Below are 17,041 nucleotides of genomic sequence, written 5' to 3' on the forward strand. Positions count from 1 at the left end.
TAGCCTAAACGCGAACCCCAGAAAAACAAAAACCCCGAAAATCTGAGAGCTTGGCGGCGTCAGAAGATTATCGGGGTCCTTAGAGTCCAACGGGTATTGTTGTACCTGTTGGGGAGTATAACCCGTGCGCAAAAAAAGACAAGACTTTCTGTGCCTACTCCTTCTGTGCAACATAAGTGCTGGGATTAGTGAGTAGTGCAGCTGATGCCTTCGACGAGATAGGTGCCTCTCAATCTAGACAGTCACGGCGTGGTGAAAATAATCGCCTGCGTAAAGGGCAGTCCAAAATACACCGTCGTTATGTACCTGCGTTCAGCAGTCCTGTTCCGCGTGGCATGGCAAGTCGTGTCGTGGCGCGAATGGGCAGTCATGACTGGCGTCGCAATCCCGATCTCGTTGAACTGCGCCGCCAGGGTTACACACCTTATACAAAGCGCAATGATCCATCATTTCTTCCTAAACCGATGCGTATTCATGCGCGATCCGAGTCTCGGGAAGCTCTCACTGCCTTGTCACTGGCGCTGGCCGCCAATTGTGACTATAACCCGGACAGTGACTATCCATTCGAAATCATGGCTCCCTTCGAGCATATCGCGCAGGCGATGGGGATGCTGCACGTCTATGAGAATGGCCGTAAAGCCTACGATCCGCCACGGCATGGATTGTCCGTGATGGAGCAGATGGAGTACACCATTGTGCTGCATGGCAAGGACAGTGAGTCCGGGCAAAACAAGCCACTGCGCATATGGCTGACTGAAAAGTTCTTTACGTCACGTGGTATTACCGTAGACGAGATCCGGAAATGGCTGGGAGAGTTCAAACGCTGGGCCGTGGAAAAAGGACTGACGGAAACCCTGCGTCGCAAATACGAACGCCATCTGTTGCGTGTCGAACGGATCGGGATCGACCTGACCGATCGACACTCACTCCGTAATCGACTGCGGCAGATCAAACGCTGGGTGGTCAGTCCCGACTTGGCGAAACGCAAACAGGCGAAGGTGTCGGAAATTGAACAGGCGCTTGATAACGCGGGAGCTCAGGAGCGTGGTCAGAGCGATGAGCAGCGTCTTGATTTATTCCTCGATGAATCTTTGAAGAATGTTAGTGGTTTTGGTAAGCGCCAGCAGCCACGACGGGATGGGTATTATCGGGCATTCGTCAGATGGTCAACCAGCGGCAAAGTTACGACACATGAAGTCAAAACGCTGGAAATGGAGATTAAGCAGCAACATCCGGCCCTGTTAAATACCGATCCTGAAGCCTACTACAAGTTGCTCCTGGCGCGTGCCGGCGTTCTCGACGTATAGCCTTGATCCTCCTATCAACCTTCTTTTCATCGTGCCAGAGCAGCATGAGGTTTCCTCTGTGCCTAACCCAGTTTTTCGTATGATTTTTGACCTCCACTCTGGGGGGCGCAACCCCATTCTGCCTCTCTTTTAGTGAGATCCTTTTCGTTAGTGACCAGTGATTCGTCAAAACATCTCATTAGTTTCGAATAACCCAGTTAGCTTCGAATTGAATGATTAATTTCGAACGTTATTCCTGAACAAAAGAAGTCCCTTTAAAAAGGGAGGTGTAATGACATGCGCGGCGTAAACGCCTGCGCGATGTAGCACCCTCCGCTCTGCTCCGGGCAAAAAACCTCCTTCCACATCCAAGCTGTTAAACAATGAAAATGACTTCGCTCGCAATCGTCGTACCGACGATACCGCTCAGATAAAACACCTCTATGCTCCTCCCACGCCACAGGCGCGGGCCCCAAACTTTCTTCACCTAAAAGCCAATCCTCAGCTTCAATAGCTACTAAAACCTTTCGACTCCTCTTACAGCAGTAATAAAGTTCAGCTCCATATGTTCCAAGACATACGCGGTAAGAACTTTCGTACAGCCCCCGGGCACCGGCTTTGCCGGCACCACGGCTCCGGAAATCACGCCCTGTACGTCGCAAGCGCCGTACAGCCCGAATCACCGGAGTTAAAAGGGCTTAATGGAACTATATCATTGCTATAAGCGGGTTTAGGCTTTACAGGGCGAAGGGTTCGATAGGTGAAATCTATCAAATAGTAACCGGCTTCGCCGGGCGTTCCGGCGGATGTAACCACAGTGCTTTATTCAACCAGTTTTCCGCCTGCATGCGTCGCTAGCGACGCATTGTATGACACGCTGCGCACTGCTCGCGCGTCTGAAGTAAATATAAAAACCTTATATTACATTAGGTTAAATGTAAAATTGCGTTATAATTAAACAATTCAGACAGGTGAAATTAGAGGTATTTACATGGCAGAAGGACAGCAACGAATCAGCCTGAATCAGTCGCTGACTAAAATGAGCAGCATATGGCCATTGCTATGGCCAGGTTGGAAACGCCGACGCTTTCGGCCGGTTGCCATCGGTATTGCACAACAGATGCACCAGTGGGTGAATGACCATCCTGATTGCCCACTGACTCATGGTGAGATTGTTCGTGTCATGCGCTTTGTGACCAACCAGTTAAGCTACCTTGAGCAGATGACCTACGGTGCGTCACGTTATGATCTGGACGGACAGCCTGCGGCCAGTGTGACTGCAGAAGAAGCCCTGTTCTCACAGGCTCGGATTGACGCAATTCACAAGCAGATAGCTCAGCGTAAGGCCAACAGCCACGAACAAAATCAGAGGGTACCGTATCGTGGAGACTGAACACAGGACACAGGGAATTGGGCATATGGCCTGGTGTGGACTGATCGCACTGGCGTTGGCCAGAGACGACAAACGAATCAATTCGATCACGCAGGAAAACTTGTTTCTGACCAGTTGACTTGCTACGGCCCTGAAGCAACATCGTTTTCCCCGCGAGGTAGCATCCGATATCCAGTGGTTAATAAACAAAGGGCGCACACAGGGCATGCAGGCGAAGCTCGTCAGTACGCTTGAGTATCTCTGGCGTTCCTGCGCCGGTGAGATGGCTACACAGAGTGATTTATTTCGCCTGACCGCGGCTGTCGAAACCGCTAAAGATAAGGGCTGGAACTACTGTTTATTGAACGATCGAGAGTGGATTAATCCCCCTGACATTAACGTCGTTTCTGATGCGAAACGTATTCATCTGTCACGTTCACTGCTTGATAAAGGGTTTGATGATGATGGGCAGCAGTCTACACCACTGTATATAGGGGTCAGTTTGGATATCGAAAATTATTGTACGTTAAGGCTATTTTTTGACCTTTCTACTTTAGCGGGCCTCAGCCGACGAAACTTACCGAAAGCCGGTATCCGGTTACTCTTCCAGATATAATCGCCTGTCAGATTGATGTGTTCCCAGCCTAGCGGCGACAAATGCGACAGCAGTTGCTCGTTGATCTTCACCCCTTTACGCTTCAGGGCATCGACCGCTCTTTCCATATAGACGGTATTCCACAGCGAGATAGCCGCCGTCAGCAGCGTCAGTCCACTGGCGCGATAGCTCTGATTTTCCGGTTTTCGGTCCCTGATTTCACCCAGCCGGTGCAGGAATACCGCACGCGCCAGCGCGTTACGGGCTTCTCCTTTATTCAGTCCCGCCTGTACACGCCGACGCAGTGCCGGATCGCGGAACCAGTCGAGCATAAACAGAGTTCGTTCAATACGGCCAATTTCTCTCAATGCTTTGGCAAGTCCGTTTTGCTTGGGGTAGCTGGCAAGCTTTTTCAGCATCAGGGATGCCGTCACGGTTCCCTGCTTTATCGAGGTTGCCAGACGCAGCACTTCACGCCAGTGAATTTCGATCTCTTTCAGATTCAGGCTGGTCGTTGATATCAGTGACTGAAGCGCCGGGTATTGGTCTGCTTTCCCTTTGATAAACAGTTTCTTGTCGTGGAGATCCCTGATTCGTGGACAGAACGCAAATCCCAGCAGATGCATCAGGGCAAAGACATGATCGGTGAAACCCGCGGTATCGGTGTAATGCTCCCTGATTTCCAGGTCGCTTTCGTGGTACAGCAAGCCATCGAGAACATGGGTTGAATCCCTGACCCGACTGATTATGCAGGTGTAAAACGGGCTGTATTGATCCGATATATGGGTATAAAACTGACGTCCAGGCTCCTGCCCATATTTCGGGTTAACCTGCCCTGCGTAGCGGCCTGAGCTGCCTGTTCTGAAATTTTGTCCGTCTGATGATGACGTTGTCCCGTCTCCCCAGAATGCCGCCAGAGGCCTTTTTCCCTGCGCATTTACCAGCTCTGCAAGAGCGGCTGAATAAGTTTCATCACGGATGTACCATGCCTGAATATCTTCGAGTGATGATTTGGTGCTCCCGGGGCAGGCTTCTGCCATTTTGGTCAGGCCAAGGTTGATGCCATCCGCAAGAATGGTGGTGAGGAGCAGTCGGGTATCGGGACGGGTAATGTCATTTTTTATATGCGAAAAATGTTGGGTAAACGTCGTCCAGCTGTTTACCTCATCGAGAATTTCCGTGATTTTAGGTCGCGGTAGCATGCTGTAAACCAGCTCTGCCAGCGGTGAAACCTGCGCCGGAACGCAGTTATCCAGCGGAGAGACTTTTACGCCCCTGTCGGATATTTCCACATCGGGCAGCTCCCCAAGAGCAGCCATGGCATTGACCTCTTCAAGTCTGGACTGAAGCAGGGTCATACGGCTGGTAATGTACTCATGATAATCAGCAGATACGGGCAGTGGCAGCACCGGTGTGAGTTTGTCAAAGTCCTTTTCAGGTATGAGGTAATCATCAAAATTTTTGTAGCGGCGCGAGCCTTTAACCCAGATGTCCCCGGAGCGCAACGCTCCCTTAAGCTCGCTGAGCGCACAAAATTCATAATACTGCCGGTCAATACCCGCAGGCGTAATTACCACCTTGCGCCAGCTTTCAGGAACAAACTCAAGCGGCGCTGCCGCCGGAACTTTACGTGACTGCTTCCGGTACATATCCTTGATCACAACCAGTGCATCAGCCAGAGGTTGCGCTGCCGGGGTGGCGACTAACTGTAAAGCGGACAACATGCGTGGGGCATATTTCCGTAATGTGCTGTATTTCTCGGTAATAATATGCAGCGGGTCAAAATTATTTTTTCTGGCGAGATGGCGTGTTTCCTCCAGACTGGCCACAAATTCAGGCCATGGGAGTATGTTTTCTATTGCGAGCCATGGATCGCCACCGGAATCACGGGCAACAGACAGCGCCTGACCGACATCGATGTACTGCCTCAGTTTTGACTGGATCAGCTTTCCAGTCTGCTGAAGGCGCTCAGCCTGTGTTCTTTTGGCTTTGCTGAAAAGGCTGTTCAGCATTCGCTCATGCAGTTCAATCACTTCGTCTGTCAGTGTGGCTCTGGCTTCTTCCAGTACGCAGACCAGGATCGCATGACGGCGGGCTGCTGAAAATCGGGTCAAATCCCGGCTACTCATCTTTCGGCCTTCCCGCGCCAGTTTCAGCAACCGATTCTGGTGAATAGCACGATCTATACCTTCAGGTAATGCCAGCGATTCAATGCTGCTGAGCCGATCAAGATGTTGCAGCACATTCTTACCATTGATTTTACCCGGCGGTTGCAGAAGCCATGTCAGCCTGGAAGGCTGATTATCTGATGACTCAAGTAAACGATCCAGGGCATCCCTGTGAGCCGGAATTAACGGGGCATTCAGGGTCTGAAATACGATTTTATCGCCGCCTGCCATGGCCTCAGCACAGGTACGCTCCACGACATCAATCGCGGGGATTATCACGTTGTTCTGCCGGAGATAGACCAGTAACTCTTCGGCCAGGAGAATACCTTTATCGGTGCGCGTCGCCATCGACAACAGGTGTGTAATACAGTCCTGCTGTATTTTGCCGGTGAACGCCTTTACGCCAAGATAGCGGTACAGTTCGGTTAAATGCTCACGCCGGGTCGTATCCCGGCCGGAAAGGTAAGCAGGCCAGAGATTCCCGGTAAGCTTTAGCCTGCTGGCGATATGCTTCAGCAACGCATCAGAGGGTGGGATTTTTTTATCCGGGGCAAAGCCAACATTTTTCAGATAGCAAAGAAGGACGGCAAAACCAAAACGGCTGGCGGGTTTACGGTGAGCACTGATAAGCGCCAGATCATGCTCACTGAAATAGGCCATTCGGGTCAGCGTTAACTCATCGTCCGGTAATGCCAGTAATGATTCTCTTTCCGACAGAGAAAGAATCTGCCTCCTTGCCATATGTTTCCCTCATAAATTATTTGATGCGCAATTTTTAACAAAAATGGTTATCGCATAAGGGTACACCCTGAGGCCATAATCAAAACGTGACGCCACACCATGAATGACATAACCTATATGCGATAGAGTGAATGCAACAACCTAAATGCGATAGTGTGGTTAAAAAATGTTTATCAGAGCTTATTTGAGGGCATCGACGGAAGATCAGTTCGCCGGTCGTGCAAAAGAGATGTTGGAACAGTTCGTCCAGGAACGGGGACATAAAATCGCCAGCTACTACCGGGAGAATATCAGCGGAATAAAACTTGATCGCCCGGAGCTGGGACGCTTATTGATGGACAGTCACCGCAATGATATTTTGCTGGTCGAGCAGATAGACCGCCTGACACGTCTTAGCAACAGCGACTGGATAACGCTGAAAAAGCAGATAGAACAATACGAGCTGCGTATTGTAAGTCTGGATGTTCCTACATCATGGCAGGCGCTGTCAGATAAAGACCCTTCGCAGGCTGACCCGATCACCCGTGCCGTGATAACCGCCATCAATAACATGCTTATCGACCTGATGGCCGCGATGTCGCATAAGGACTGGTTGAGTCGTCGACAACGTCAAAAACAAGGAATTGAACGCGCACATAATATGGGGAAATATCGGGGTAAACAGGCTAATCAGGAGCGACACGAGAAAGTTCTGTATTACCGTCAGGTAAAAAAACTGAGTATCCGCGAAACAGCCGATGCCACAGGCTACAGTCCATCTCAGATATGTCGAATTCAGGCATTACACCGGAAAATCCAGTCAGAAGTGGAGTAGCTACGTTACAATTATGCTACACAAGGGATATGATTTTTCTGGCTTTTTCAAAGTGATCCAGCTTCATCTCCATGATCCACCATTCGGCTACTTCCATGAGTAATTCCGGATCATCGTTCTTGTTGGCAAAAAAGGCATAAAATGACACGCCAACATCATCTCCTTTCACCGCTATCTTAGCTTCACATACCTTCACAATTTTCGCTCGAATACTGGCTCTCATTATCTTTCCCTGATGGTTGCTGAGGACACATGCTACCACACACTGGCGAATGGGTAGGAAAGGTTAAAAATTAGTCTTAACGTACAATAATTTTCGATATCCAAACTGACCCCTATATACGCCTAACGGGAAATGTGGCTGAACTACGGTCTCAGATTGAGCCATTCGGATGGCATGTCACTGAAGAGTTATCAGAAGACGGAATTTACCAGCTACTGGCATTGATGCCGGCATAACTAATTAAAAAGAAGAGAGCATGATGTCGGACGACGGATTTCGTACGGACAGACTAGACAAGAGACCGTTTTTGCACAGAGTCGCAGGCGCGCTGTGGGAGGAGTTCAGGCATTTTACCGGCTATCCGGAAGGCCTGTCCCGTGCGATCAGGAGTGGCTTGTTTTGCCCGATCCCGTTGCAACATAGCCCAGACACTTTCTGGCTGCGGTCTGTGGTGTCCTGGCATACCTGGATGTCAACCTCTCGGTACGGTATTCCTTATGCTCTGCACTATCTGCAACCTGACTGCGATCGTCAGTTTATGAGCAGCGACGTGGTTGTGCCAGAGGTCGCCAATCTGGTTCAGGAAGAGGTGATTGAAGGTTTTTCCTGCGATATCACTGATATCAAAGGGATTGGCGCGTCCAAATCCAGTGAATATGACATCAATGATATTGATGAATTTCCTATGCTGCGTTGCCCGTCTTTCGTTGAACCGGTCACTGAAGAGCATTTGTTGGAAAATATGCGATGGGGAGAGATCCGACTCCACCGACTGTATTTTGATGACTACGCCTGGGCGCGACGTCGTTTGTATTGGTGCAATAGCGGAGGTTCGCATCATTTCGGTGCCGCCCGCTACCAAGCTGTCAGGCTGAATAGATGCATCAAGCTAACCGGAAAGCTGTGGCGCTACTCGATCAATGTGCCAATGGTTTTGCGACTCCAGCAGCATTGGCGGCTGTTTTTAATCCCGGAACGAGAGGTCTTTGGCCACTTTTATCACGCCATGAAAGCATTTTCGTGCCCCTTTGGTTACTCCGGGCTCCCGTATAATTTACATTCCCCGTCTCATGCCGCAGACGCTTTGAGTATTGTTTGGCTGGCACGTGATAATCGCAAAGCCACTGCGGTCGCTGATATGTTGGAAACTGCCGGATTTCCTGATTTTGGAAGGTGTCTGGATGAATTAGTGCAGGCGACACGAACAAATTCGAATGCTTTTGGATTTGGCTCCTGAACAAACATCGACGTCATAGTGAGCGTTGACGGAGTTCATCGACATGACGGGCTATCAGCGTGCCGGCCAGGCTGATGTTCAGACTCGTCATGTTGCAACGCAGTGTGGTGAGCATCTCCGTGCTGCTGCAGGTCACGTACGGTAACAGGCAACCGCGATAGGCCTGCGACGTGACGATCGTCAGCTGTGCGGCCGCGTCAGTGAGCGTGCCAATACCTGCATTGACGTCTTGCTCGATAGCCTGAATATAAGTCGGTGAGCCAGCGATAACGAACCCGTCTGCGGGGTGCTGCCGCATCAGCATAGCCAGTGATGAACAACGCCCGGGCAGCAATGGCTTTTGTGTCAGCTGTTCCCAGACTGCCGCGGGGGAATGAGGCATGTCTTTGAACGTCGCTTCATACGGTACGGCCGGATCGGCGCTGTGCCGCAGCCCCAGGCCTGCAGAAATCACCCACAACTCCAGCTGAGAAAACTGTTGTGCCAGGGCAATGGCTTTTCCCCAGTGAACCCCGCAATACAGTGCAGCTGTCGGACGAACGCCGCCGCCCGTTGCATAGGCCGTCTGCACTTTTTGACGCCAGATCGTCATCGCCTCGTCGATCGGTAATGTTTCATAAGGAAATACCACGTCACCGGCGGGCGCCGTTTTGCCTTTGCTGCAGGTGGTGATCAGATGTACGCCGCGGGTGCGCAAGGCGTCGTGGCCAGCCTGATCCGGTTTCAGGGATAACGGGGTCATATCAACCCTCCTGTATTGCATGAAAAAGTGTGAAAACTGTGCGCAAACAAACCGTTATTAGCTGAAATGGACTATGATGTTTCCCGCTAGTCTGGATCATTATGGACGGCACTAATGTTGTCCTGGGCAAGCACAGGCAACCAACTCAATCAGCTAAGAGACTAAATCTTATGCTAAATAAAAATATTTGCTTACAGAGAGGCAAGCGTACTTATGGATTCACTATTCGAGGGAAACCTCCATGAAAAAGTAACTAGTCTTGTAGCGGCAGAGCAAGCGGGTGAGCTTCAGGTGACTGAAGTGATCCAGCCAGATACTGTTTACTACAAGCAACAACCAGAAAGTTTCGGGGGCAACGGGGTGTATTTCAATCCCGACAGCAACAACCGTTTTTCGTTATCAGATAACTCAAAATCCCCCATGTACATGGCCGAGTCACCTCATACGGCATGTCATGAGTCTTACCAGGACGAAAAGTTTATAGACCAATCTGATTTTACAACGAACTGTATGGCAGAAATTCGTGTTCAAAGGCCGCTACGTGTATTTGATGAGCGCCTGCTCGCTCCCCATCTTGGGGTCGCGGTCGGTGACCTCATGGGGCCGAAAGCCGTCTATTCCGACACACAGCTACTGGCGAAAGAGCTTTCTCAGCATGCTGACGGGCTTACCTACCTGTCTCGCCACACGGGTTGTCCCTGTGTGGTTCTCTGGTCCGATGATGTTGCGGGGGCAGGGATGGTTTCGACTGACTCTGTAACGCCCCTGAGTGAATACACCCACAACGGGAAAACGGGCAAAGAGATTTTAAAATCTCAGCTGGGTATTTTGGTCGTCTGAGATCCAATGGGCCGCGAGGCCCATTCTTACACCGCGTTTTGTGTCCCGAAGTTCTCAGCCAGGATCAGAAAATGCTCCATTTCCTCTGGCGTGGCGCCACGGCGCAGCACGTCCAGCACAGAGGTCTTCTCTCCGGTTCCTGGTAATTCGATGGGGCGTGTGAAGAAATTGCACTTTCTCACCGCGCTGAGCGGCTGACGGAATGCCGCGAGCAGTGCTGGCACGCCTTTGAGCATCCCTTTTTCACTGAGCTTTTCATCGGTCGAGAACTGGAATACCGGATACAGATTTTCGGTCCCTGATGTCAGGGCAATTAATTCCCCCTTTTCCCCCTTTTTGTTAACAGTGGGAATGGAAATTTGCAGGATGTCTTTCACCGCAGTGGACTTGTGAATGCCCCCGTAGTCTTTCCTCAGAACGTCGAGAAAGGCCAACCTGTTTTCTGCATACTCTTCCTGCTCAATCTGCTCGCGAGATTTGGAGTTGAGTATGGCTTGCATGTTAATTTCACGCAGGAGTTCTGCCAAAAACTCCCGATCGGGCAGCGTAACCAGCTTCTGCTTTTTTTCCGCAGTAATGTGTGGAGTACCTGAATAAATCGTATGGAGTAAATTCTCTAACCGAGCTTTGAGCAGTTGGTCTTCAGTTCGGGAGGCTTTTTCCTGTGTCTTAGCGATCATAGTTACCTCGTCTTTTAAGATTTAATGATTACAGGATAGTTTAAATCTTAAAGTGGTGCAACTTTTAACCGCGCTCTGGTGTGGTTTATTTCTGGTTACGTACACCGACTGACTGAATCAAATCGGGACAGTATCTGCCCCGTAGGGAAAAGGAGAGCACGGAATGGATTGGTTGAATACCATCAATTGGACCTCGATACTGACGGTAATGGTCAGTTCGATCATCACCGCAGGCGTCGCGTTTTTCACCATGCTGCTGGGGCACAAACTGACACTAGCGCGGGAAGAACGAGCACACCAACGGCAGCTTGAGCGGGAACGGATCGCCGCAGAAGAGCAGCGTAGCCGGGAGCACCACTTTATCGGTACTGAGTTGATTTTTATCCTTGAAGCCTTCGCGGTCAATTGCGTGAACGTTGCCACTGATCCGGGAATGCCGGAAGAGAACGCGGATCCGCGACGGCAGGAAGTTATCGTTCATCGATATAAGATACCGGAAATCAGCTTTTCAAAGGTGACCGGAAACTGGAAGGTTTTGGAGCCAAGAGATATGTTCAGAGTGATGGAGATCCCAGTGATGCTGCTTGATGCGCGCACATCGATTCTTAATAAATGTGAACAGCTTTCATACGGGGCTGATAGTACGGCGATCCTCCGGATTCGCAGCGAGAATATAACCGCAGTAGGCCTACGGGCGGCGTCGGTGGCCAGACGATTGAGACGACTCTGCGGCTTTCCTGACTCTCCGCTTTCTGACGGGAAGTATTCAACAACACAGGTACTACTGAATGTAAGAAAGCGGCAGGTAAAGTGTGCGATAGCGTCAGAGAGCGCTGAAGACAGTCTTTAAACCTACAGTGATGCTTCTGCTAGCTTCATGCTTAAGTATCTTAGTTCGCTACTGCGGCGGTTTGCTCCCAGTCTTCCCGGAGCGTTTTTGCAACAGATTTACACGTCTTTGCCCATTGCTCATCACTTAACCCTTCCGCTACGATTTTCAGGGCCGCAGGGCGTCTGGTTAACGCCCCGTATTTTTGCACCTTCTCGTCGCCACGCTCGGGGGCGTGCCTACGCAGGCTGACGCAATCTATGGAAGGCATAATGCAGGTTTGTGTAACACCAGTACCCAATCCCGCCATACACCAGACCGGCAATGAGCAGGGTGCCCCATTCATACCCGCCCGCGCCGTCATACAACAGGAAGACACACATCGCCAGGCTGACCAGTGAAAACGCCGCTGAAAACCATCCTGCTGCGGTAAATAGCGGTAAACTCACGATGGTAAGTATGACCATAAAATCAGAATCAGATTTCAACTCCAGCCGCATGAGCGACCTCCTTCTTTATTGTTTTCCGTCAACCTGAATCTCAGTAAACGGTGCTGTTGCGTTAGGATACCAGGATCCGTTAATCACGGATCGGGCCTGCCTCCTGCGAAGCTGGCTCTTAAGGAAGCACCTGCAGTGGCGAATAATCGCCGCGCAGCAGGGCCTGAACGGTTTCCGTGGTATTCCCCTGCTGGTCAAACGCTACGCTGTCCCCTTTCTTCTCAAGATCAGTGAGAAATGCTTCGATCCGCTCGGCACGGTAGAGTATGTCTCGCAGGGTGTAGATCATCTGCCAGTGGTGCTCCTCATAGTTCAGGGTATGAAGTTCGCGCACCGTCGCTGTCGCAGTGGTTTCGAGTTTATTCGGAAAGTCGTCGTGATACAGCCAAAGCTCAAGAGGCACTTTCTCCCGCGCTCTGACATGCGCCGCCAGAAAGGTGTCCGGTGAAGCAGGGATGGCGTCAGGACAGAGCGCCCGAACGGCAGGATAGCTTTCCGGCTGGCGCAGCGACGCGTCGAGCAACAGACGGGTACGGTCCCTCTCATTCAGGTACGCCTTTACCCAGTCCCGCAGCCACTGGCAGTAACCGCGCAGGGTGATGTCCCGAGAGAGCGTGTGCGGCTCCCGAGCGGCACGGGCGGTGATGATGAACAACAGGGCTTCGGTATACAGGCGTCCGGCGCCGGCAATCCGCTCGACCAAAGGAAAGTCCCAGTCCTTTTCTGGTTTTGGATACGGAAACACCTGCTCCAGTTGCAGTGCCACCAGGAAGTCTTCCGCCTTGTCGATAACCATGTGCCAGTCGTTGCTGCGCAGATCTTTGTCCTCGTAAGAAGCGGCGCGGGCCCAGGCGTTGAACAGGGTGTTGTAATTCTGCATCCGCTGCTGCTCATGATGGGCAGCAAACGCGTCCATGATTTGCTCATGAATGCACCGGACGAGCGGCGTCAGATCGGGGAAAACGTACTGGGTCGTGTCCGTGGGCGATCTGAACAATCCCAACAGGTCGCTCAGGGACATGTCCGGACTTTGCGGACCATAGCGTCCTTCTTCGACGCGTGTACCGATAAAATAACGATGATAATCCATCTCTTGCTCCCTACGGTTGTCGTTTCGCCCCGAGCCAGCTGCGCTGCAGATTTTTCTCACTGGCACGTCGGCTTGTCATTTCCTCGCGGCTTTCCGGCCGCGGCGGAGGGCACACCCACTCCGTTCCGTCTGCTTAACCCCTCTCCACGCTGACCAGCCGGTGATAGGTGCGGCTGACCTGGACGATAGTCCCCTTTACACCGAGCTGCACACGATCTCCGGGCTGTAGGAAGGCGAGGCTTTCAGCCAGTCTGATGTCGTCTGTTGCCACTCGGAACCACTCATCCTGTTCGCTAAAGAGCACCCCGAAAAATACGACCTCGGAGATACTGGTCATCACATGGGCGGTGTGGAGTACTGTGCCCTTAAAGGTGTTGGTCACGTCTGTCATCCTGCGTTTGATTACTCACCATGTGCCAGTGGCCGATCATCACGCCTTTCCCGTTTTTCGGAATTCCCATTGCTCGATAAGGCTCTCCACAAACGCACTCCCATAGATTTCATGTGATTCAATATGGCCACAGAGTTGGATCAAGAACATCATGCCGTTTTTCAGGGTATCGCTGGATTCGCCTCGGCAGTAAGCCGATAAGTGATACATATCCGCGCCACAGATATCAGAGTTATAGAGGTTAACAATTAAACTCGCGGCGAATTTCTTTTCTTGCGCGATGCGACCTAAATAAGCCAATTCCTTTTGATGTTTTTCGGAAAGAGGGGCTATTTCATTCGGCCTTGGATTGGGGTCAATTGGAATAGCGTCTAAGTTAAAATGTTGCATTGCTCAGCTCCTGAATAACTTTATTTGTGTTTGCTTGGTTATCTTCTGATTTCAGAAAAAACAGTCATAATAAAGAATAAGCGTTATCTTTTAGATAACATAACGCCATAATACCGTGAAATAACGCGGTCATCCGTTATCCAGAATACGACTTTCTTCAGCCACCGATCCTGTACTGCGATCATCGCTTTGGTAAAAACAGCAATTTGAAAATACGCCAGAATAAAAATAACAATCAGTGATAGTAGCGGATTATATTTCACCTTGGCATTGTCTAAAAATGAAAAGCTTTCCCAGGCGCCTTGCACCGTTCCGTGTAATCCGGCAGCCTGCAGCGACAGGATATTAATGGGATTCCACACCCAGCCTACCGCCCCGCCCAATACAAAATAGAAGATCCATAACGTGTAGATCGCTGCCAGAACGAAGAACCCCCGATTCAGATGACCACATTTCGCTTTCCTGTCTTTTTTAACACTGCCCATTAGCTTTCCTTTATCAACACGAATGATCCTATCGTCTGGTCTGTTGCGGACATCAGCAGGGTGCCGTGTCCTGATTCACCTGACACTGCACGGGCAAGCCCGCGGCAAAACAGGCCTGATACCAGCTGGCGACCTGCAGGGCATCCCCCTCCAGCACCGTGCGCGGGCCGTTCGCGTGCCACAGCTGCAGGCAGGTGCTGCCGTCGAGCCGCACCACAAAATCCCCCCTATATGCCTGGTACACCCTGCCGTCCAGCGTGACGTCGTGCTCGATGTGCGACCCGTTCGTCTGGCGTACTGGCAGTACCCGCACCTCGGCGGCTCGCTGGCGTGCGCGTTCCGCTTCCCGCTCAGCGGCCAATAACGGCGCGGCGACTTGCCGCCCGGCGTCGGTCAGCTCGACGGCCAGCTGCAGGTTTCGCGCGCGCAGGGTGCGCAGCCAGCCGGTCACTTCCATGCGTTTGCAGGACTCGCGCAGGTTATTGGCATACACCGGCTGGTCGTCAGCCTGCTCCAGCAGGTCTGCGATATCGAGGGTGCGTACCGGTCCTGAGTGGCGTTCTTCGAGTGCAGCCAGCACAATGAGAATACGCTGTTGCAACAGCGACGGACGGCGGGGCTGCGTCATGGCTTATCCGCCTCCGGCCAGATAAGTTTTTTGAGGCGCTCGTGATCGGCTTCAATGCACTTTTTTCTCTGTCTGTCATTCAGTGGGTCGTAGCCATTAAGGGCCAGTTGATACCAGAAACTCAGAATGGCGGCGGCCTGGGCCGACTCGCGGACGTAAATAATGCCTCCGATGTCCAGATCGAATTCACGGATACGTGTTTCCGCCAACTGGGTCAGTTGTTCATAGCTGAGTGAAAATGTCTGTTGTTCGTCCATCCTGTCCGCTCCGTCTGGTTATGCGTCATGATGAGAAAATCATACGATAAATGATTACTCTCTATTCTATTTATTATCATATTAGATATGATTTAATGTCAATATGATAATCATCATATCACGGATGATTTTATTCAAGATGTCATTAAATCATATCATCGGTAGCGTTCCCGCCGCGCCGATCCGGTTTGGCAGACGCGGATATCCGCAGGATTGAGGGTGTAGCGCGGGCGTCGTGACGGCATGGTAGAGGCTCTTATCACCACACAAGGCCGTACACATGAACACACGGCATGAAATCCGCAAACTCTGGCATACCAGAGAAGCGCAGCAGCGAACCGGCGAGGAGGCCATTCGTCTGGCTGACGACGCCTGGGCACAGGGACTGCGTTTGTCCCGCCATCAGCACACGTATTACCAGTTGGTGATGGATCTGGTGCGCCGGGATATCCGGGCATAACCACGGGGAGCTGGGCGGCGGCCAAAAAAAAGGCCGCCGAAGCGACCTGTAAGCCGTGTGGAAGGAGTTAGGCGAGGAACGGTTTCAGATGTCCATCCGTCACCGACGCAAGCACGTCCGCCACCTGTTGCAGCGGGGTTGGGTGGTAGAATTCGGAGCTTCCTGCGTAGCCCTTGGAGTAGACATTCAGCTCGCAGCGGTCGTCAATGAACGTAAAGCCCCGTTGCATCTCCCCGCCGTCTTCAGGAAAGGCCATCGCGTGATACCCCGTGTCTTTTTTGGCCACAATTTGCCGTTTCTCCAGCGTGGGGTAACACAGGCCGCTCAGCGCCTCCTGGGCCGCATCTTTTGCAGCAATCTGTGCGCCAGCCGGCGTCAGCGTGATGACGGCAAGCCAGGCCCCGTACGCGTAATCAGCCGGTTTGGTGATGGCGACGGTACAAAATCTCCCTTCATGCCGGACGTCGTGCAGATCCGCAGTAATCGCGTCTTTATTCATTAATACCCTGATTTCATTAATATATTTATAATACCGGTAGTAGGACTCATCGTCGAAGGAGTAGAAGAGCGTCTCCCAGGCGGCCTTCACGACATCGGGGGAAGACGACGCCACTTCCGCAAACAGCGCAAACCACAGCGTCATGCCTTTTACCGTACGCGGCGTGCCTTTGATCACCTGATTGGCACGAACCATGATATAGGGCGTGTTGCGTACCAGAATATCTTCCAGTTGCTCGTCGGAGCTGATAGTAAGCAGCTTGGCCATCTCCAGGCTGTGACCGGTCGTGATGTGCGATTCGTACGGCCGTTCGATAAGTTCGGCGCCGAGGTTTCTGGCCATCATCTCATCGAGCGCGGCCACGTGCTTGCTCAGTATCCCGAACATCTTGATGCGATCGGTGAAGTGCTGTTCGATGAGTTCGCGCAGAAGAACCGACTTGGCTTTGTTCGACAGAATGGCTACATTGCTGATCGTGGTGTCAAGTTCTCTTTCAAAGCCACGCACGGTGTAATCGATAGTTTCTTTCTCGTGTACCATGTGGTACTCCTAATTTTGTCAGAATTGACGGGCGCTGGCTGGACCATCAACTTTCCAGGCTTATGGCCAGCCAGCAATTTCACCTTGGCGTCACAAGTATTAATGATTGATGACGCTATTGGCATATTGTCACATATGCAACCTATTACTGCCTTCCTCCCTGTTATTTTCCATTTCCGGTCAGACATCACGTCATCGGCATAACGATGAGGCGTTCCCCTGCTTGGTGATGCTGTGGCGATTTTTTGTTCACGTTTCCGCTACGGATCCGGTT

20 protein-coding genes and 1 pseudogene are annotated in these 17,041 nt (G+C 51.5%); 9 read left to right on the forward strand and 12 right to left on the reverse strand.

What is annotated here, in order from left to right; translation table 11 throughout:
• Positions 1–124: 124 nt before the first annotated feature.
• The 4 genes and pseudogenes from tap (at position 125) to DCX48_00415 (ending at position 3,274) form a co-directional block, all read left to right on the forward strand.
• The gene (tap, locus tag DCX48_00400) at positions 125–196 is read left to right on the forward strand and encodes a RepA leader peptide Tap (GenBank protein ID QXE13131.1); all 72 of its coding nucleotides are present in this window, start codon (positions 125–127) and stop codon (positions 194–196) included.
• A gap of 139 nt (positions 197–335) precedes the next feature.
• The gene (locus tag DCX48_00405; GenBank protein ID QXE13132.1) at positions 336–1,307 is read left to right on the forward strand and encodes a Replication protein; all 972 of its coding nucleotides are present in this window, start codon (positions 336–338) and stop codon (positions 1,305–1,307) included.
• Between the two features lie 970 nt (positions 1,308–2,277).
• Complete coding sequence (locus DCX48_00410) at positions 2,278–2,679, forward strand: hypothetical protein (GenBank protein ID QXE13086.1); 402 nt, start codon at positions 2,278–2,280, stop codon at positions 2,677–2,679.
• A gap of 25 nt (positions 2,680–2,704) precedes the next feature.
• Positions 2,705–3,274 (forward strand): annotated as a pseudogene (locus DCX48_00415) (DUF2913 family protein).
• On the opposite strand, the gene DCX48_00420 reads toward DCX48_00415, so the two are convergent.
• Positions 3,175–6,162, reverse strand: coding sequence for a Tn3 family transposase (locus tag DCX48_00420; protein QXE13087.1), 2,988 nt, complete (start codon positions 6,160–6,162; stop codon positions 3,175–3,177). The pseudogene DCX48_00415 and the gene DCX48_00420 overlap by 100 nt on opposite strands.
• A gap of 166 nt (positions 6,163–6,328) precedes the next feature.
• Here DCX48_00420 and DCX48_00425 point away from each other — a divergent pair, with 166 nt between their 5' ends.
• Positions 6,329–6,976: a resolvase gene (locus DCX48_00425; GenBank protein ID QXE13088.1), complete on the forward strand. Its 648-nt coding sequence runs from the start codon at positions 6,329–6,331 to the stop codon at positions 6,974–6,976.
• A 16-nt stretch (positions 6,977–6,992) separates the two neighbouring features.
• Here the strand turns inward: DCX48_00425 and DCX48_00430 are convergent, their stop codons facing one another.
• Positions 6,993–7,199 (reverse strand): hypothetical protein, encoded by a 207-nt coding sequence (locus tag DCX48_00430; GenBank protein QXE13089.1) that lies wholly within the window; start codon positions 7,197–7,199, stop codon positions 6,993–6,995.
• 256 nt (positions 7,200–7,455) lie between these two features.
• Between DCX48_00430 and DCX48_00435 the strand changes: the two genes are divergently transcribed.
• Positions 7,456–8,436, forward strand: a complete 981-nt coding sequence (locus DCX48_00435; protein QXE13090.1) for a hypothetical protein — start codon at positions 7,456–7,458, stop codon at positions 8,434–8,436.
• 13 nt (positions 8,437–8,449) lie between these two features.
• Here DCX48_00435 and DCX48_00440 read toward each other — a convergent pair whose 3' ends face one another.
• Positions 8,450–8,890: a tgtA5 cluster protein 2 gene (locus DCX48_00440; GenBank protein ID QXE13133.1), complete on the reverse strand. Its 441-nt coding sequence runs from the start codon at positions 8,888–8,890 to the stop codon at positions 8,450–8,452.
• A gap of 501 nt (positions 8,891–9,391) precedes the next feature.
• Here DCX48_00440 and DCX48_00445 point away from each other — a divergent pair.
• A complete protein-coding gene (locus DCX48_00445) occupies positions 9,392–10,018 on the forward strand; it encodes an RES domain-containing protein (GenBank protein ID QXE13091.1) in 627 nt (208 codons plus the stop codon).
• A gap of 26 nt (positions 10,019–10,044) precedes the next feature.
• Here the strand turns inward: DCX48_00445 and DCX48_00450 are convergent, their stop codons facing one another.
• Entirely contained in the window at positions 10,045–10,698 is a 654-nt protein-coding gene (locus DCX48_00450; GenBank protein QXE13092.1) for a hypothetical protein, read from the reverse strand.
• Positions 10,699–10,861: 163 nt separating this feature from the next.
• On the opposite strand from DCX48_00450, the gene DCX48_00455 reads away from it, so the two are divergent.
• Positions 10,862–11,548, forward strand: a complete 687-nt coding sequence (locus tag DCX48_00455; protein ID QXE13093.1) for a hypothetical protein — start codon at positions 10,862–10,864, stop codon at positions 11,546–11,548.
• A gap of 218 nt (positions 11,549–11,766) precedes the next feature.
• Here DCX48_00455 and DCX48_00460 read toward each other — a convergent pair whose 3' ends face one another.
• The 7 genes from DCX48_00460 to DCX48_00490 all read right to left on the reverse strand — a co-directional run bounded on the left by DCX48_00460 (position 11,767) and on the right by DCX48_00490 (position 15,268).
• Complete coding sequence (locus DCX48_00460; GenBank protein QXE13094.1) at positions 11,767–12,027, reverse strand: hypothetical protein; 261 nt, start codon at positions 12,025–12,027, stop codon at positions 11,767–11,769.
• A 118-nt stretch (positions 12,028–12,145) separates the two neighbouring features.
• Positions 12,146–13,117: a hypothetical protein gene (locus tag DCX48_00465; protein ID QXE13095.1), complete on the reverse strand. Its 972-nt coding sequence runs from the start codon at positions 13,115–13,117 to the stop codon at positions 12,146–12,148.
• Positions 13,118–13,250: 133 nt separating this feature from the next.
• Positions 13,251–13,499: a hypothetical protein gene (locus DCX48_00470; protein QXE13096.1), complete on the reverse strand. Its 249-nt coding sequence runs from the start codon at positions 13,497–13,499 to the stop codon at positions 13,251–13,253.
• 48 nt (positions 13,500–13,547) lie between these two features.
• On the reverse strand, positions 13,548–13,898 hold the full coding sequence (locus tag DCX48_00475; protein ID QXE13097.1) for a hypothetical protein: 351 nt from the start codon (positions 13,896–13,898) through the stop codon (positions 13,548–13,550).
• A gap of 83 nt (positions 13,899–13,981) precedes the next feature.
• Positions 13,982–14,383 (reverse strand): hypothetical protein, encoded by a 402-nt coding sequence (locus DCX48_00480; GenBank protein ID QXE13098.1) that lies wholly within the window; start codon positions 14,381–14,383, stop codon positions 13,982–13,984.
• A 52-nt stretch (positions 14,384–14,435) separates the two neighbouring features.
• The gene (locus DCX48_00485; protein ID QXE13099.1) at positions 14,436–15,011 is read right to left on the reverse strand and encodes a hypothetical protein; all 576 of its coding nucleotides are present in this window, start codon (positions 15,009–15,011) and stop codon (positions 14,436–14,438) included.
• Entirely contained in the window at positions 15,008–15,268 is a 261-nt protein-coding gene (locus DCX48_00490; protein ID QXE13100.1) for a hypothetical protein, read from the reverse strand. Before DCX48_00490 ends, DCX48_00485 begins: the two co-directional genes overlap by 4 nt.
• A 280-nt stretch (positions 15,269–15,548) precedes the next feature.
• Between DCX48_00490 and DCX48_00495 the strand changes: the two genes are divergently transcribed.
• On the forward strand, positions 15,549–15,728 hold the full coding sequence (locus DCX48_00495) for a hypothetical protein (protein QXE13101.1): 180 nt from the start codon (positions 15,549–15,551) through the stop codon (positions 15,726–15,728).
• Positions 15,729–15,795: 67 nt separating this feature from the next.
• On the opposite strand, the gene DCX48_00500 is transcribed toward DCX48_00495, so the two are convergent.
• Positions 15,796–16,767 (reverse strand): hypothetical protein, encoded by a 972-nt coding sequence (locus DCX48_00500; GenBank protein QXE13102.1) that lies wholly within the window; start codon positions 16,765–16,767, stop codon positions 15,796–15,798.
• Positions 16,768–17,041 lie beyond the last annotated feature (274 nt).

Source organism: Pectobacterium atrosepticum (assembly GCA_019056595.1).
Classification (GTDB): domain Bacteria; phylum Pseudomonadota; class Gammaproteobacteria; order Enterobacterales; family Enterobacteriaceae; genus Pectobacterium; species Pectobacterium atrosepticum.

Coding starts and splice junctions, on each gene's coding strand:
- DCX48_00405 (QXE13132.1), top strand. CDS start 336: ATGGCAAGTCGTGTCGTGGCGCGAATGGGCAGTCATGACTGGCGTCGC.
- DCX48_00410 (QXE13086.1), top strand. CDS start 2,278: ATGGCAGAAGGACAGCAACGAATCAGCCTGAATCAGTCGCTGACTAAA.
- DCX48_00420 (QXE13087.1), bottom strand. CDS start 6,162: ATGGCAAGGAGGCAGATTCTTTCTCTGTCGGAAAGAGAATCATTACTG.
- DCX48_00425 (QXE13088.1), top strand. CDS start 6,329: ATGTTTATCAGAGCTTATTTGAGGGCATCGACGGAAGATCAGTTCGCC.
- DCX48_00430 (QXE13089.1), bottom strand. CDS start 7,199: ATGAGAGCCAGTATTCGAGCGAAAATTGTGAAGGTATGTGAAGCTAAG.
- DCX48_00435 (QXE13090.1), top strand. CDS start 7,456: ATGATGTCGGACGACGGATTTCGTACGGACAGACTAGACAAGAGACCG.
- DCX48_00445 (QXE13091.1), top strand. CDS start 9,392: ATGGATTCACTATTCGAGGGAAACCTCCATGAAAAAGTAACTAGTCTT.
- DCX48_00450 (QXE13092.1), bottom strand. CDS start 10,698: ATGATCGCTAAGACACAGGAAAAAGCCTCCCGAACTGAAGACCAACTG.
- DCX48_00455 (QXE13093.1), top strand. CDS start 10,862: ATGGATTGGTTGAATACCATCAATTGGACCTCGATACTGACGGTAATG.
- DCX48_00460 (QXE13094.1), bottom strand. CDS start 12,027: ATGCGGCTGGAGTTGAAATCTGATTCTGATTTTATGGTCATACTTACC.
- DCX48_00465 (QXE13095.1), bottom strand. CDS start 13,117: ATGGATTATCATCGTTATTTTATCGGTACACGCGTCGAAGAAGGACGC.
- DCX48_00475 (QXE13097.1), bottom strand. CDS start 13,898: ATGCAACATTTTAACTTAGACGCTATTCCAATTGACCCCAATCCAAGG.
- DCX48_00480 (QXE13098.1), bottom strand. CDS start 14,383: ATGGGCAGTGTTAAAAAAGACAGGAAAGCGAAATGTGGTCATCTGAAT.
- DCX48_00485 (QXE13099.1), bottom strand. CDS start 15,011: ATGACGCAGCCCCGCCGTCCGTCGCTGTTGCAACAGCGTATTCTCATT.
- DCX48_00490 (QXE13100.1), bottom strand. CDS start 15,268: ATGGACGAACAACAGACATTTTCACTCAGCTATGAACAACTGACCCAG.
- DCX48_00495 (QXE13101.1), top strand. CDS start 15,549: ATGAACACACGGCATGAAATCCGCAAACTCTGGCATACCAGAGAAGCG.
- DCX48_00500 (QXE13102.1), bottom strand. CDS start 16,767: ATGGTACACGAGAAAGAAACTATCGATTACACCGTGCGTGGCTTTGAA.